General features: G+C 71.3%; 14 protein-coding genes. 7 read left to right on the top strand and 7 right to left on the bottom strand.

Features of this window, described 5'->3' with window-relative positions:
• Positions 1–401: 401 nt before the first annotated feature.
• Positions 402–1,004 carry a DUF2017 domain-containing protein gene (locus E4N62_RS00590; RefSeq protein WP_230211447.1) on the bottom strand — a complete coding sequence of 201 codons (603 nt, stop codon included), beginning with the start codon at positions 1,002–1,004 and terminating at the stop codon, positions 402–404.
• 11 nt (positions 1,005–1,015) lie between these two features.
• Complete coding sequence (clpS, locus tag E4N62_RS00585; RefSeq protein WP_184893495.1) at positions 1,016–1,333, bottom strand: ATP-dependent Clp protease adapter ClpS; 318 nt, start codon at positions 1,331–1,333, stop codon at positions 1,016–1,018.
• A 166-nt stretch (positions 1,334–1,499) separates the two neighbouring features.
• On the opposite strand from clpS, the gene E4N62_RS00580 reads away from it, so the two are divergent.
• Positions 1,500–2,828, top strand: coding sequence for a nicotinate phosphoribosyltransferase (locus E4N62_RS00580; RefSeq protein WP_230211446.1), 1,329 nt, complete (start codon positions 1,500–1,502; stop codon positions 2,826–2,828).
• A gap of 263 nt (positions 2,829–3,091) precedes the next feature.
• Positions 3,092–3,679 (top strand): isochorismatase family protein, encoded by a 588-nt coding sequence (locus E4N62_RS00575; RefSeq protein ID WP_215455762.1) that lies wholly within the window; start codon positions 3,092–3,094, stop codon positions 3,677–3,679.
• A 228-nt stretch (positions 3,680–3,907) separates the two neighbouring features.
• Here E4N62_RS00575 and E4N62_RS00570 read toward each other — a convergent pair whose 3' ends face one another.
• Both E4N62_RS00570 and E4N62_RS00565 read right to left on the bottom strand, forming a co-directional pair.
• The gene (locus tag E4N62_RS00570; protein ID WP_230211445.1) at positions 3,908–4,270 is read right to left on the bottom strand and encodes a hypothetical protein; all 363 of its coding nucleotides are present in this window, start codon (positions 4,268–4,270) and stop codon (positions 3,908–3,910) included.
• A 135-nt stretch (positions 4,271–4,405) separates the two neighbouring features.
• Entirely contained in the window at positions 4,406–6,760 is a 2,355-nt protein-coding gene (locus E4N62_RS00565) for an immune inhibitor A domain-containing protein (protein WP_230211444.1), read from the bottom strand.
• A 460-nt stretch (positions 6,761–7,220) separates the two neighbouring features.
• Here E4N62_RS00565 and E4N62_RS00560 point away from each other — a divergent pair, with 460 nt between their 5' ends.
• Positions 7,221–7,520 carry a hypothetical protein gene (locus tag E4N62_RS00560; protein ID WP_230211443.1) on the top strand — a complete coding sequence of 100 codons (300 nt, stop codon included), beginning with the start codon at positions 7,221–7,223 and terminating at the stop codon, positions 7,518–7,520.
• Between the two features lie 96 nt (positions 7,521–7,616).
• Here E4N62_RS00560 and E4N62_RS00555 read toward each other — a convergent pair whose 3' ends face one another.
• Positions 7,617–8,342 (bottom strand): RDD family protein, encoded by a 726-nt coding sequence (locus E4N62_RS00555; RefSeq protein ID WP_230211442.1) that lies wholly within the window; start codon positions 8,340–8,342, stop codon positions 7,617–7,619.
• Between the two features lie 343 nt (positions 8,343–8,685).
• Between E4N62_RS00555 and E4N62_RS00550 the strand changes: the two genes are divergently transcribed.
• Positions 8,686–9,156 (top strand): helix-turn-helix domain-containing protein, encoded by a 471-nt coding sequence (locus tag E4N62_RS00550; protein ID WP_230211441.1) that lies wholly within the window; start codon positions 8,686–8,688, stop codon positions 9,154–9,156.
• A complete protein-coding gene (locus E4N62_RS00545; RefSeq protein ID WP_230211440.1) occupies positions 9,045–9,827 on the top strand; it encodes an IS630 family transposase in 783 nt (260 codons plus the stop codon). The genes E4N62_RS00550 and E4N62_RS00545 overlap by 112 nt, the downstream gene beginning before the upstream one ends.
• Before the next feature lie 13 nt (positions 9,828–9,840).
• Here E4N62_RS00545 and E4N62_RS00540 read toward each other — a convergent pair whose 3' ends face one another.
• Positions 9,841–11,547: an RDD family protein gene (locus tag E4N62_RS00540; RefSeq protein WP_230211439.1), complete on the bottom strand. Its 1,707-nt coding sequence runs from the start codon at positions 11,545–11,547 to the stop codon at positions 9,841–9,843.
• Positions 11,548–11,811: 264 nt separating this feature from the next.
• On the opposite strand from E4N62_RS00540, the gene E4N62_RS00535 reads away from it, so the two are divergent.
• Positions 11,812–12,225: an SsgA family sporulation/cell division regulator gene (locus tag E4N62_RS00535; RefSeq protein ID WP_230211438.1), complete on the top strand. Its 414-nt coding sequence runs from the start codon at positions 11,812–11,814 to the stop codon at positions 12,223–12,225.
• A 25-nt stretch (positions 12,226–12,250) separates the two neighbouring features.
• Here the strand turns inward: E4N62_RS00535 and E4N62_RS00530 are convergent, their stop codons facing one another.
• The gene (locus tag E4N62_RS00530; protein ID WP_230211437.1) at positions 12,251–13,657 is read right to left on the bottom strand and encodes an FAD-binding oxidoreductase; all 1,407 of its coding nucleotides are present in this window, start codon (positions 13,655–13,657) and stop codon (positions 12,251–12,253) included.
• Positions 13,658–14,156: 499 nt separating this feature from the next.
• On the opposite strand from E4N62_RS00530, the gene E4N62_RS00525 reads away from it, so the two are divergent.
• On the top strand, positions 14,157–15,197 hold the full coding sequence (locus E4N62_RS00525) for a tetratricopeptide repeat protein (RefSeq protein WP_230211436.1): 1,041 nt from the start codon (positions 14,157–14,159) through the stop codon (positions 15,195–15,197).
• Positions 15,198–15,484 lie beyond the last annotated feature (287 nt).

Below are 15,484 nucleotides of genomic sequence, written 5' to 3'. Positions count from 1 at the left end.
CGGGGACGTTGCTGGCGGGGTGCAGCAGCGGTGCGGGCTGTGGTCGTGGCGCGGACGCCTTGTCCGGTCGGCGACCGGGTGGTGGCCTGCGGCCCCGGCCCGGTTCACTTTCGGTCTTGCACGCCGACGATGGCCGACGTTCTCTCTCACGGCGAGGGGAGTCGCCGCAAATGGATTTGGGAAGTCCTACCACACGCTTTACTGCCACTTGGGTGACCCGCCTCACACAGATCCGGCCCTGGGCACAGAAGCCCAGGACCGGTGACGGGATCGTTATCCGGATTTGAGTGTTCCCTGAGCGAACGGGCAGCGAATCCGGAGAGACGGAAAGATGAAAAGGCCACGTCGAAGCGCTTCACCAGCACCTCGGCGACGAAGGGTCCCGGTCGCGTTCCCGGGTCTCAGGGGGTCAACGTCTCGACGAGCGAGTCCTGGAGGCCGCCCAGCCACAGGTACGCCATCACCATCGGCTTGCGCGGGTCCTCGTCCGGCAGGTGGTAGAGGAGGTCGGTGTCCTCCTCGTCGACGACGTCGAGGCGGGAGCCGATGGCCAGCCGCAGGTCGTTGAGACAGCCGAGCCACTGCCGGGACTCCTGGGTCGACAGCTTGAGCACGGCCCCGCCCTCACCGGCCGCGGCCAGCGCGTCCAGGGAGTGGATCACCGCGAGGGCGTTGTCGCGCTTGCCGGCCCGCAGGTCGTTCTCGGTGAAGCGGCGGAACTCCGAGGAGTACGCCCGCTGCTCCTCGGCCTCCCGGGCCGTCGGGGTGCCCTCGGGGTCGCTGTAGGCGTCCGGGAACAGCCGGAGCAGGACGGGGTCCTTGGGCGGTTCGCTCGGGCCATCGGCGAAGAGTTCGGCGAGCGGGTCGTCGGGGGCGTCCTCGGCGGGCCCCGGCCCGATCAGCTCCAGGAGTTGCACCGCCAGCGAGCGGATGATGGAGATCTCGACCTCGTCGAGCGCGACGGCCGCGCCGCCGCCGGGGAGCGATTCGAATTGTCCTGGCATCAGGTGCGTCGCTACTTCCGGTCCTGCTGGAGGGTGGCCCACAGACCGTAGCCGTGCATGGCCTGCACGTCGCGTTCCATCTCCTCGCGTGTTCCGCTGGAGACGACCGCGCGGCCCTTGTGGTGGACGTCGAGCATGAGCTTGGTGGCCTTGTCCTTCGGGTACCCGAAGTACGTCTGGAAGACATACGTCACGTAGCTCATGAGGTTCACGGGGTCGTTGTGGACGATCGTCACCCACGGCACGTCGGGTTCGGGTACGGCGAAGACCTCCTCCGCCGACTCGGTCTTCTCGATCTCCATGGGTACGGCTGCCGTCACACCGCCCATGCTGCCACCACAGGGGGGTGCCCGCACAAATGCGGGCCTCCGACCTGGGGCTACGAGAATCGATCCGGCGCGGATCGGCCAGCGATCGACCGGAGACCGACCGGAGATCGACCGGAGATCGACCTGAAATCGTCAGACTGACGAAATGGGAGTACGATCCCTTGCCATGAACACAGCGGACCTTGGTTTGCCGGTCGACGTTCCCTCGACCGCGCTCTTCACGGACCACTACGAACTCACGATGCTGCAGGCCGCCTTGAAGGCGGGCACGGCCGAGCGGCGATCGGTGTTCGAGGTCTTCACCAGGCGGCTTCCGGAGGGACGCCGGTACGGCGTGGTCGCCGGCACCGGACGGGTGCTGGACGCCGTGGAGAACTTCCGTTTCGACCCGGGCGTCCTCGGCTTCCTGCGCGAGCGCTCCATCGTCAACGCCGAGACCCTCGACTGGCTCGCCGGCTACCGCTTCGGCGGGGACGTGTGGGGCTACCAGGAGGGCGAGGTGTACTTCCCGGGCTCGCCGATCATGCGGGTCGAGGGCACCTTCGCGGAGTGCGTGCTCCTGGAGACCGTGATCCTGTCCATCCTCAACCACGACTCGGCGATCGCGGCCGCCGCCTCCCGGATGTCCAGCGCCGCCGGGGGGCGCCCGCTGATCGAGATGGGCGCCCGGCGCACGCACGAGCTGGCCGCCGTGGCCGCCTCGCGCGCCGCGTACGTCGGCGGCTTCACCTCCACCTCGGACCTGGCCGCCGGCTTCCGCTACGACATCCCGACGGTGGGCACCAGCGCCCACGCCTTCACCCTGCTGCACGACCGCGAGCGGGACGCCTTCCAGGCCCAGGTGGACTCGCTGGGCCGCGGCACCACGCTGCTCGTCGACACCTACGACGTCACCGAGGCCGTACGGACCGCCGTGGAGATCGCCGGGCCCGAGCTCGGCGCCGTGCGCATCGACTCCGGCGACCTGCTCCTCGTCGCCCACCGGGTGCGGCAGCAGCTGGACGAGCTGGGCGCGACGGACACCCGGATCATCGTGACCTCGGACCTCGACGAGTACGCCATCGCCTCGCTCGCGGCGGCGCCCGTGGACGCGTACGGCGTCGGGACGCAGCTGGTGACCGGCTCGGGGCACCCCACCTGTTCGATGGTCTACAAGCTCGTCGCCCGGGCGGAGTCGGCGGACCCCACGGACCCGCTGGTGCCGGTGGCGAAGAAGTCCAGCGGCGGGAAGACGTCCGTCGGGGGCCGCAAGTGGGCGGCCCGGCGGCTGGACGAGCACGGGGTGGCGGAGGCCGAGGTGATCGGCACCGGGCCGGTGCCGGACGACCTCCGGGACCGTCAGCTGCTGGTCCCGCTGGTCAAGGACGGGCGGGTGCTCTCCCGGGAGCCCCTGGACGTCGTCCGCGAACGGCACGCGACCGCGCGGGGCGGTCTGCCGCTGTCGGCGACGCAGCTGTCGCGCGGCGAGGCGGTCATTCCGACGGAGTACGTCTGAGCCGCTCGGGTATGTGAGGGGCGGCGGGCGGGCGCACGCTGGGGTGGGCCGGAGTGAATGTGTCCGGTGCGCTCTCTTTGCGAGCCCCCTGGCGCCCGCGTGGTGGGCCCGTGCTCCGGCCCGCGCATCGGGCGAGCGCCGGATGCCCCCTCCCGAACAGCTCTCGAAGTCTCTAGGCTCGGAAGTTCGCAGTTTCCCATCGCACCCGTGACCCGCACTCACCCCACACCCGAGAACCGAAGAGTCGTAAGGACACCGACACCATGCGCCGCGCCTTGATCGTCGTCGACGTGCAGAACGACTTCTGCGAGGGGGGCAGCCTCGCGGTGGCCGGCGGTGCCGATGTGGCCGCCGCCATCACCGAGCTGATCGGCCAGGCGGCCGGCCCCGGCTACCAGCATGTGGTGGCCACCCGTGACCACCACATCGCCCCCGGTGGCCACTTCTCCGACAACCCCGACTACGCGCACTCCTGGCCGGCGCACTGTGTCGCCGGTACGGAGGGGGTGGGTTTCCACCCGAACTTCGCCCCGGCGATCGCCTCCGGCGCGGTGGACGCCGTGTTCGACAAGGGGGCGTACGCGGCGGCGTACAGCGGTTTCGAGGGCGCCGACGAGAACGGCGCGTCCCTCGCCGACTGGCTCCGGGCCCGTGACATCACCGAGGTCGACGTCGTCGGCATCGCCACGGACCACTGCGTGCGCGCCACCGCCCTGGACGCCGCCCGCGAGGGCTTCCGCACCCAGGTCCTCCTGGACCTGACGGCCGGAGTGGCCGAGGAGACGACCGAGCGCGCCCTGGAGGAGCTGCGCGAGGCGGGCGTGGAGCTGTCGGGCAAGCCGGTGGTGTAGCGGTCGGTCCGCTCCCGGGCCCGGCCGTCGACGGGTGCCGCTCCCTCGCCGGGTGACGTCGCGGCCACCGGCCGGCCCGGCACCGCCGAGATCCACCGTCGTGGCTGATCACCGCTGCGGCGGACAGGAGTGGCCGAGGAACCCCAGGGGACGACCGTGGCCGTGGTGCCCCGCCGGCGGAGCGTGGCCGTGAGATGCCGTCGGCCTCACTGCGGTCGGCGGCGGCGGTCACACCCGTACCGTCGGCCTCCTCAGGAGCGCTCTGATCGGGTGCCACAGCTCCGGGGTCGTGGAGGCCGGGCACACCGGGGACGTGCGCCATATGAGGCCGTCCGGGTGGTGCAGGACGGCCGTGATCTCGTCCAGGGTCGGAGGCGCCGCGTTGCCGCGGAGGTAGACCGCTCGCATGCCCAGATTGCGGAGCCGGGTCAGGGCCCGGGCCCGGTTCGCGGCGAGGACCAGGACCCGTACGGAGCCGTCGTCCACCGGGGCCCAGCTGGTGCCCGGCGTGCCCGGCGCCTGCGCCCCCGGCAGGTTCAGGGCGACGACGACATTGCCGTCCGGCAGTTTGCAGAAACCTCCTGCGGCCATGCAGGTCACACCCCCGTGAGCGTCAGAGTCGATGTCGGTGTCAATAAGAAGACCACACCCCGCACCTAAACACGTCCGGCCGCGACCCGCCAAGAGGGCCACGGCCGGACATGCTCTGACCTGCGCAAATGCTGTTTACTTCACCGCGGGGCCCACCTGGACCGAGATCGTGGAGCCGTCCTTGGCCTCCTTGACGATCTTGATCTTGGTGTTGGTGTCAGTGATCTTGACACCGGCGAGCGGGGTCGCCTCGTCGTAGTAGGTGTGGGTCCGGTCGTTGAACGTGGACACACCCTTCGACGACGGGATCCTCGTCAGCACGTCCGCCTTGTGCAGCTTCAGACCGTCCGTGCGGTAGAGGCTGAAGGGCGAGTCGTAGGACTGGATCCGGCTGCGCATCACCGTGCCGTCGGCCCACTTCAGCGCCGCCGGGTGCGAGTCGACCGGCAGGAGCAGACCCGTACCGGGGTGCACGCTGGTGTTGTTGTCCGCCTGCGAGGTGTCCCACTTCCAGATCAACAGACCGTTCTGGTACGGGAAGTGCTCCACCCAGGACGGACGCGTGGTCGAGAAGCCGAAGTTGTACGGGCCGACCTTCAGCGTCTTGTCGTACGACACGTACTGACGGTTCTCGGCGATGTAGTACTGCGCGTAGTCGTCCGTGATCGACGCGCCGATGCGGGAGAAGCCCTTGGCGGTCCAGGCCGCGTCCGCGCTCTCCGCGTCGTCCGAGAAGACGGCGGAACCGTCGGCGGTCACCGTGATCGAGTCGGCCGCGAAGCCCTTCGGCGCCACACCGCCGTCGGTCTGGTAGCGGAAGCGGAGGTCGAACTTCTGGCCCGCGTAGGCGTCCAGGGAGTACGACAGCTTCTTGTACGCGGCGGAGGAGCCGGTCAGCGCGGGCTTGCCGCTGGCGTCGCGCGGGATCGCCGTGCCGTCCACCGTGCCGTCGACGGCGGTCCAGTTGGCGCCGCCGTCGGTCGACACCTCGGTGTAGAGGTAGTCGTACTCGGCCTCGATGTCGTACCAGCCGTCCAGGGTCAGCGCGGCCGAGGACTTGCCCGTGAGGTCCACCGAACGGGTGAGCGTGTTGGCGAGGTTGTCACCGCTGCCGCTCCACCACTGGGCCGACCCCTGCGCGGGCTCGACGATCTCGGTGGTGACCTTCTTCTTCGGCAGCTCGACCACGAGGGCCTGCTTGTCCTTGGTGTTGTACTCCGCCACACCCAGCTTGTGCTTCGACTTCGTCGCGGCCTTCGCCGTGTCGTAGTTGAGCCAGCCGAGCTGGAGCTTGTCCCAGGCGGTCATGTCGCCGGGGAGGTCGCCGATGGCCTCCTTGCCGGTGCCGAGCCAGGAACCGGAGGACATCAGGGTCCAGAAGCCGGTGGAGTTGTCGCCGCCCTGGGTGTCGTAGTGGTCCGGCAGACCGAGGTCGTGGCCGTACTCGTGGGCGAAGACACCGAGTCCGCCGTTCTCCGGCTGGATGGTGTAGTCGCCGACCCAGATGCCGGTGTCACCGATCTTGGCGCCGCCGAGCTTGTTGCCCTCGGGGCCCGTCGCGCCGGCGTCCGAGCCGAACGCGTACCAGCGGTGCGCCCAGATGGCGTCCTCGCCCTGCGCGCCGCCGCCCGCGGACTCGTCCTCACCGGCGTGCACGATCTGGAAGTGGTCGATGTAGCCGTCGGACTCGTTGAAGTCGCCGTCGCCGTCGAAGTCGTAACGGTCCCACTGGTCGAACTCGGCGACGTCCGCCTTGATCTCCGCGTCGGTGCGCCCCGCTGCCTTCTGCTGGGCGACCCAGGACGTGAGACCGTCGCTGACCACGTTCCACACGCTGGAGCAGGTGCTCTGGCCGCAGGCGTTGTTGCCGTAGCGGGCCTCGTTGTAGGGGACCTTGACCCAGTCCGAGACCTCGCCCTCGATCGAGTAGCGGCCCGAGGACTGCTTCTCGTAGTACTTCTTCATCGACTCGGTCTTCTTGCCGGTGCCGAAGTACAGGTCCTGGAAGTGCTTCTGGTCGTAGTCCGCCTGCCAGGCCGTGGAGTTGTCCTGGGTGCGGTCCGGCTTCGCTATCTGGTTGTGCAGCGGGCCGGGGGTGCCGCCGTAGCGGCTGTCGATCTCGTCGCCGAACTCGACCAGGATCGTGAAGATCTTGTCGGTCTTCTCGCGGCCGAGCTCGACGTACTTGCTCTTGCCCTTCTTGCTCTTCAGCTGCACGACCTGCGAGCCGTCGCGGTCCTTGACCGTGGCGTCGCCGGATATGACCTGCTGCAGGGCCTCCTCGCGCTGGGCCTCCTGGGTCTTGCTCAGGGGGCCTTCGAGGTCGTGGTCGTCGGCGTGCTCGTGGTCCGCCGGGTCGTGCCGGTCGGCGGACGCCGCCGGAGCGGTGTCCGCGGCCTGCGCCACGGTGAACGCGGACATGGTCGCCGCCGCCGTGGCGACCGCGACACCGATCGCCGCCGCTCTGTACGTCCAGGGTCTACTGGTCACTTGAGTTCCTCCCCCGCGTACCGTTCGCGCGGAAGGGGGATGGCCCCGATCGTGGAGGAGTCCGCGCGCGGTATACGCGTGTAGTCAAGTGGCGCCATTCGACCGGAGTTTCGACTGAAAAAACAGATCTTGACTTGGTCAGGTCAAGTGGATTATCGGCGTCCAGGGGAAGCGCTTGTTCGTTATCCGGTCGTTACGCGTGCGGCCGTCCGCCGCTCGTCCACCGCTCGCCCGCCCTCTCGTCCGCCTCTCGAACCGGCGCGCATATGCGTCCACTTGCCGGACCCCATGAATCCGTGCGCCCCCTGTGCACCCGGCACCGTGTGTCAGGTCACGCTTACCCGTCGTTCCACTCGGGCACCCTGGCGAATAGAGTCGATTGGCGGAACGCCGGAGGTCGGTAGAAGCCAAGCCGACTGCACTGCTTCACCTTTGATTCCCACCCGAGGACACGATTGCCATGCCTCGTCCGACGACCGCACAGCTCGCCTACGGCTCCTGCACCGTGATCTTGTCCACCCTCGCCATGCTGCTGCTGTCACAGACGAGTTCCGGCGCGGGCATCGCGGTGATCGCGCTGTCCGCCCTGGCCCTGGGCCTGCTCGTCGCGCTGACGGTGCCGCTGCCCAAGTCCGCGCCAGGCGCCTCCGCCCGCCCCGCGGCACGCTCCAGGATCTCCGCCGCCACCCCGGCCCGAAGCCGGGTGACCGCGCGGTCCGAGTCCGTACGGGAGCCCGTGCACGAGCGAATGGGTTCCTGAACCGGCATTCGGTGACAAGCTTGATGAAACGCTTCGGCGGGCCCGTGGTCCACGGACCCGCCGTCGTCGTGCGCCCCCCGTGCCCGCTCGCGCCGCTCAACCGGTGCTGACCACCACCGTCTTGGCCGCCTTGTCGTGCAGGCCCTGCTTGTAGGGCTTGTCGAAGAAGCTCCAGCCGCCCGCGATCGCCGTCCAGATGCAGGCGCAGCAGAATGCGAAGGGGATCCACAGCACGGCCGCGCGCGTCAGCGCGGTCTGCACGGAGGGCGTGGAGCCGTCGTTGAGGTTCGCCACCCGCAGGCGCAGCAGCTTCTTGCCGAGGGTCTGGCCGTTCCGGACGGTGAAGTACGTGTCGTAGGCGATGTAGAGGACCGCCGCCAGCGCCTCCTGGACCAGGGACTTGCCGAACTCGAAGTCGTCCGAGTCCACGGTGTACTGGCTGATCCGGAACGCCCAGGCGAGCAGCCCCACCACGATCCCCACCAGGATCATGTCGAGGATCCGCGCGAGCACCCGCTTCCCGCTGTCGGCGAGCGGCGGCATGCCGGACAGCGGGTCGTTGGAGTACGGCCCGCCGCCGTAGGGGTCACCGCCGTAGGGACCGCCGCCGTAGGGGCCGCCGCCGGGGGGAGGCGGCTGGTCGCCGTAGGGCGGCGGCTGACTGCCGTAGGGCGGTTGCCCGGCGCCTCCCCCGGACGGCGGCTGCTGGGGCGGCGGGTCGTACGGGGAGCCGCCGCCCTGCCGCGGCGGGGGCTGCTGCTTCCTGAACGGGTCGTCGTCCGGGGACTGACCGGAGCCGAAGGGCGGCGGTTCGGTACTCATGGCCCGAGTCGACCGCGAACCCCCCGCCTCCGCATCCGGCACGGGGCCGTCCGGAGTACGGCTCCGGCGGGGAGGCCAGGGCCTGGGGTGGCCCCCGGCTAGGGCGTGTTTCGGAAGTCCCTTCGTCGCCCGAAGGGCGGCTCTGCGGCGTCCGGTGCGGCGGTGGGGGTACCTCCCGGTCGAGCGCCAGCCGAGACCGGGGGAGCGTGCCGGGCGTCGCAGAGCAGAAGGTACTTCCGAAACACGCCCTAGTAGTGCGTCGCTGCTTAGTTGTGGCGTGTCTGGTTGGGAGGCTGGTGTCTGGTGGGTTCCTCCTTCCCTTTTGCCGGACAGGACTGTCGTCATGGGTTCACAGAAGAAGCGGCCGGTCAGGTTGACACCGCAGGATCGTGAGGAGTTGGTCCGGGTGACCACCACGGGTGTTCGTGGGGCCTCGATGATCATGCGTGCGCGTGTACTGCTAGCACTGGACACCTCGGTGGGAGACGTGGATCCCAAGGCGGTGATCGCGGCCCGGCTCGGCGTCTCCGGTGAGACGTTACGGCTGGTCGCCAAGCGTTTCGCCGAGACCGGTGGCGATGTGCACGCCACGATCGCGCGGAAGAAGCGCGACCTCCCACCGGTGCCCTCGCCGGTGACCGGCGAGGTCGAAGCCCGGCTGATCGCGATGGCGTGCTCACAGCCACCCCAGGGCCATACCCGGTGGTCGCTGCGGCTGCTGGAGAAACATGTCGCGCTGGCCGAGGACATCCCCGATCTGGACCACTCCACCATCGGGCGGGTCTTAAAAAAACGGAACTGCGCCCTCACCTGAGAAAGTGCTGGACCATCCCACCCCGGGCGAACGCGGAGTTCGCGGCCCGGATGGAAGACGTGCTGGCCGTCTATGCCCGGCCCTACGACCCGGCACGTCCGGTGGTGTGCATGGACGAGAAGCCCTACCAGCTCCTCGGCGATGCCCGCGACCCACTCCCGGCCCGCCCTGGTCACGACGCCCGCCAGGACAGCGAGTACATCCGCTGCGGCACGTCCTCGATCTTCGTGTGGGTCGAACCCCTGCGCGGGTGGCGTCGCGTTCAGGCACTGTCCCGGCGGACCCGGATCGACTGGGCCTACCAGGTCAAACAGTTACTGAGCGTGGACTACCCCGACGCCGAGACCGTGGTGCTGGTGATGGACAACCTCAACACCCACAACATCGCCTCGTTGTACGAGGCGTTCGAACCCGAAGAGGCATTCGCCCTGGCCCAACGCCTCGAGATCCACCACACGCCCAAGCACGGGTCATGGCTCAACATCGCCGAGATCGAACTCTCCGCACTGACCCGGCAATGCCTCGACCGCCGGATCAGCGACCTCGACACCCTCAACACCGAACTCTCAGCCTGGCAGAACGCCACCAACACCGACCAGCGTCAGGTGAACTGGCAGTTCACCACCCACGACGCACGCATCAAACTGCGCCACCTCTATCCCAAAAACTAGCCGCGACAGTCTACTAGTCGCCCGCCACGAACGTGTGGGCCGCCTTGTCGTGCCAGCACTGGCGCCACGGCTTGTCCCACACGCACCACAGCACGCCGATCACACCGATGCCCAGCAGCCCGGAGACGGTGTGGACGAGCCAGCGCCGCAGTGAGCCCATGAAGGACGGTGGCTCGTGGCCCTCGATGTCCCTGACCTCGATGCCGAACACCCTCTTGCCGAGGGTGCGGCCCCACTTGGCGGTGGGCAGCACCTCGTAGAGGGCGCTGACCAGGAACAGGACGCCCAGGATGATGCCCAGGTAGACGGAGGTCGTGCCGTCGACCAGCCAGACGGTGACCCGCTCGCCGGAGAGCCTGGCCTCGTCGATCTTCTCTTCGACGTGGTCGACCGCCTTGGTGCCGAACGGCACGGCGGCCACGGCCGTGACCCCGCCGACGACCAGGCTGTCCACCAGCCGGGCCGCCAGCCGTCTGCCGAGCCCCGCCGGTCTGGCCTCGGCCTGCCGCCGCGCGGCCGCCTGGAAGGGGTCCTCGACGACCGGCTTCCACGGCGCGACCGGCTGCTCCCCGTCGCCCCCGGCAAGCTGATGCACCTGCTGGGCCCAGGAGGGCTGCCCGCCGCCGAGGCCCACGGCCATCGGGGTGTCGGCGGACTGCGGGGTGGTGGACTGCGGGGCGCACCCGGCGCGAGGTTCGGGGACGGGGCCGCCTGCGGGACTGCGGGGCCGGTGGGAATGCGCCACCGAACGGGGCTGCTGCGGGCTCGGGACGGCAGGGGCGGCCGGGGCCGCCGGAGCAGTGGCCGAGGGAGCCGAGGCCTGGGCGGATGCCGCCGCCGGGACCGCTGGGCCAGGCCGCGGACCCTGCTGCGGCACCGACGGGTCCTGCGCGGCGGGCGGCGTCTGCGGGCCCTGCTGAGGACCGGACGGCGCCGATGAGGGCGACGAGGACTGGGGGCGAGCCCCAGGGCCTGCTGGGCGGCGACCTGGGCCGGGGTCAGGGGCGCGCCGAAGGCGGCGGGGCCACGGGGCGGCCCCGTCCTGCTGCCCCGCGGGCGAGGACGGACGGAACGTCATGGTGCCGTCCGACGGAGCGGGTTCCGCGCTCTCGGCCGCCTCCGGGCGCCCGGAGGCGGCCGGGCGCCGGAAGACCACCGTGCCGGGTGTGGCCCCGTCCTCGTCCTCGGCGTCCGCCGGCGGGATGGTCGCCGTGCCGTCCGTGCTCGCCGTCCGCCCGGGGTCGCCGTAGCCCGGGGAGCCGACGGGCGCGGCCGGGACGGCGGAGCCGTCGGCGGCGCCGCCCGTGTCCCCCGGGCCGGCCGTGAGGGAGAGGCGGGGGTCGGCGCCGCGGGCGGAACCCCAGGACACCCGACGGTCGTTGTCGCCGCCGAAGCCGGTCTGCCGGGAGCGGTCGGCGCCCCATGCGGAGGCGGGCTCGGGGCGGGAGCCGTGCAGGGCGCTGTCGGCGGCCGACCGCGCCGCGCCGCCGTCGCCCACGGGGTCCTCGTCGAAGAAGTGCGGGCCCGTCTCCTCCACGGCGCCGGACGAGCCGGAGCCGGGCGGCGGGGCGAGCGGGTCACCGTCCGAGGGCGCCGGACGGCTCGTACCCGGCACCCAGGCCGCGCCGTTCCAGTACCGGACATATCCAGGAATGGACGGGTCCGGGTAATACCCTTCGCGGGGCCTGTCGTCGCCGGGGGCCGGGGTTGGGGCGCTCATGTCCGTCGTCCCGTATCTGCTCGTGGGTCGGGTGGAGGCATCCAGATCTACCAGACGTCGGCCCGGTCCATGACCGCTGCCTCCGGACCCGCCCCATTCGCGCACGGATCTGCTACGGCGGAGCGGGCGGCATGGGCGTCCGCGGGCGGTCGGTGGACTCGTCGGAAAAGAGTTTCGCGAACCCGCGTAATGCTTCGGGGGCCACGCCCCTCTCACTCGTACGGGCCCGCTCACGGAGCCCTCTACGAGAGAGGAACGATCACCATGCGGCACACCGTCGTGGAGCGCGAACTGGAGCTCAGACTCGTCCTGTCGCCCGAGCGCAGCATCCCCGTGCCGGCCAAGCTGGTCTACCGCGGCGACGACCCGTACGCCGTCCACATCACCTTCCACGTCAACTCCGACCGGCCGGTGCACTGGACGTTCGCGCGGGAGCTGCTGGTCGAGGGGGTGTTCCGGCCGTGCGGGCACGGGGACGTGCGGGTGTGGCCGACGAAGGTGTCGGGCCGCGGCGTCGTCCTGATGGCGCTCAGCTCGCCGGACGGGGACGCCCTGCTCGAAGCACCGGTGGCCGCGGTGTCGGCCTGGCTGGAGCGGACCCTGCGGATGGTCCCGCCGGGCTCGGAGTTCGACAGGCTGGGCATCGACGACGGCCTGGCCGAACTCCTCGCCCAGTGAGGCGCGTGCCTCGGGAACACGGACGTCAGAACAGCTTGCCCGGGTTGAGGATGTTCAGCGGGTCGAAGACGGACTTCACCGCCCGCTGCATCTCCATGCCCACCGGGCCGATCTCCCGGGCCAGCCATTCCTTCTTGAGGATGCCCACTCCGTGCTCGCCGGTGATCGTGCCGCCGAGTTCCAGACCGAGGGCCATGATCTCGTCGAAGGACTCGCGGGCGCGCCGGGACTCGTCGGGGTCTGCCGCGTCGAAGCAGACGGTGGGGTGCGTGTTGCCGTCGCCGGCGTGTGCGCAGACCCCGATGGTCAGGTCGTACTTCTCGGCGATGCGGTCGACGCCGTCGAGCAGTTCGCCGAGCCTGGAGCGCGGCACGCACACGTCGTCGATCATCGTCGTGCCCTTCACCGCCTCCAGCGCGGTGAGCGACAACCGCCTTGCCTGGAGCAGCAGTTCGGACTCCGCCGCGTCGTCCGCCGGGACGACCTGGGTGGCGCCCGCGGCCTCGCACAGCGCGCCGACGGCGGCGAGGTCGGCGGCCGGGTCCGGGGTGTCGAAGGCGGCGAGCAGCAGCGCCTCGGTGGTCTCCGGCAGTCCCATGTGCGCCAGGTCGTTGACGGCCTTCACCGTCGTACGGTCCATGAGTTCGAGCAGTGAGGGGACGTGTCCGCCGGCCATGATCCGGCACACCGCGTCGCAGGCGGCGGCCGCCGACGCGAACTCCGCCGCCAGCACCAGCTGCTGGGGCGGCCGCGGCTTGAGGGCGAGGGTCGCGCGGACGACGATGCCGAGCGAGCCCTCGGAGCCGACGAAGAGCCGCGTGAGGTCGTAACCGGCGACGCCCTTCGCGGTGCGCCTGCCGGTGGACATCAGCCGGCCGTCGGCGAGCACGACGTCCAGGCCGAGGACGTACTCGGCGGTCACCCCGTACTTCACACAGCACAGGCCGCCGGAGGCCGTGCCGATGTTGCCGCCGATGGTGCACGTCTCCCAGCTGGAGGGGTCCGGCGGGTAGGAGAGGCCGTGCTCGTCGACCGCGCGGGAGAGGGCGGCGTTGACGACACCGGGTTCGACGACGGCGATGCGGTCGACCGGGTTGATCTCCAGGATGCGGTCCATCTTCGTCAGGGACAGCACGATGCAGCCCTCGGCGGCGTTGGCGCCGCCGGACAGGCCGGTGCGGGCGCCCTGCGGGACCACCGGGACGCGCAGTTCGGTGGCGGTGCGCATGACGTGCTGCACCTGTTCGACGGTCCGGGGCAGGACGACGACCGCCGGGACACCGGCCTCGCAGAAGCTCGCCATGTCGTTCGCGTAGGAGGTGGTGACGTCCGGGTCGACGAGGACCGCCTCCGGCGGCAGGCCGCTGAGCAGTCGGTCGACGAGGTTGCCGGTCGTCTCGTCGGGCGGGGCTTGGATACGGCTCATGATCACAGGTTCGCACTCGCGGCCATCGGTGTGAACCCGTCGGCGCGAGCGTTCGGGTGCCGAATGTGGTCGTCGTATTGACGCACAGTGACGGCATGTCTGAGGAGAACGAGGAGCGGGCGGGTCGGGCTGCTGGTGCGGGCGGGCGGTGCGTTCGGTGCCGTGGCCGGGGTGGATGGCCGACCGGGGGCAGGCGTGGGGACGGGTCCGGCGGCGCGGTGGAGGCGTGGTGGCGGCCGTCGTCGGGCGTTTCGTGCCCGGGGTGTGCTGATGGTGGTGCCGCCGGGCGGGGTGACGCGGGTGAAGTGGGCGGCGGTCGGGAGGCGCGGGTCGTGGGGCGGCCGGGGCCGAGGGCCGGCGGGCCGGGGCCGTCGCGGCTGCCGGGGTGCCCGCCCGCTTGTCCGCCGGGTGCCACCGCGCTGCCCGACGTGGTGGCGACCGTGCGGGAGCGGGAGGCCCGGGTGCGGGCCCGTCCGGGGACCACGTCTCCTGGGCGGTGCTCGGCGTGGCGTACGTCGAGCGGGCCCGCCGGACCGGTGGCGTCACCGACTACCCCCGGGCCGAACGCGCCCTGCGCACCTCGCTGCGGCTCCGGCCGGGCGGCAACGCGGACGCCCTCGAAGGCCTCACCGCCCTCGCGGTGGCCCGCCGTGACTTCCGGGCGGCGGAGCGGTGGGGCGAGGAGGCCGTCCGGGTGGCGCCGGGGCGCTGGACCTCGTACGCCCTGCTCATCGACGCGTACGACGGGCTCGGCCGGTACAAGGCCGCCCGCGCGACCCGGGACAGGATGCTCGCCGTCGACTCCGGGCCGGCGGCCAGGGCGCGGGCCGCGCGGGTCTCCTGGGACCAGGGGCGCGTGAGGACGCGGCGGCGGCGCTCTCGGACGCGGCGGCAGCCGAGACCTCGGCGGCGGGCCCGTCGGCCGCGGGGGCGGCGTGGTGGGTACGGGCCGGGGAACTGGCCTGGGAGCGGGGACGCGGAGCAGTCGTTGCGGTACTGCGAGGCCGGCGGGTCCGCCTCCGCCGCGGGTGAACCCGAGGCCGGGGCGTGCCGGGCGCGGGCGCTGGTCGCGCTGGGGCGTACGGCGGAGGGGGTACGGGCGTACCGGGCGGCACTGGCGCGGCGGCCGTCCGCCGAAGTCGCCCTGCGTCTGGGGGAGTTGTACGAGTCGCTGGGGCGGCCGAGGGAGACTCGGAAGCAGTGGGGCGTGGTGCGGGCGTTGGTGGCGCGGTCCGCCGCGGCCGGGGTGGACGAGTCGCTCGTCCTCGGGACGCTGGAGGCGGACCACGGGGATCCGGCGGAGGCGGTGCGGGTGCTGCGGGCGGAGTGGGAGCGGCAACCGGGGCTACGGGTGGCCGACGCGCTGGGGTGGGCGTTGCACCGGGCCGGGCGGGACGGGGAGGCACTGCGGTTCGCACGGCGGGCGACGGATCGGGCGCGGGGTGGGGAGGTACGGAGTGGCCTACGCGTATCACCGGGGGTGATCGAGCGGGCGGTGGGGTTGGAGGCGGCGGGGCGGCGGCATCTGGAGGAGCGCGGCGGTTGAATCCGTATGTCGGGGAGGGTGGGCGGTTCGCGTAACGGGGGGGGTTCGGGTGCGTGGGCGAGTGCGTGGGCGGGTGCGGCTCCGGTGGGCTTCTCGCGCAGTTTCCCGCGCCCCTGAAAAGCAGGGGCTGCGCCCCGTGCTTTTCATCCCGCGGCCCCGCCGCGCTTCAGGCCCGCAGGGGCCTGGTCTTCTAGGGCGTGTTTCGGAAGTCCCTTCGTCGCCCGAAGGGCGGCTCTGCGGCGTCCGGTGCGTGCTCTCGGCGCGCCGGACGAAAGGCCTCGTACTGG

It is taken from the genome of Streptomyces sp. MNU76 (assembly GCF_020982545.1).
GTDB lineage: Bacteria > Actinomycetota > Actinomycetes > Streptomycetales > Streptomycetaceae > Streptomyces.
Note: the sequence above shows the minus strand (reverse complement) of the source record. Positions and strands in the feature narration are given on the sequence as shown.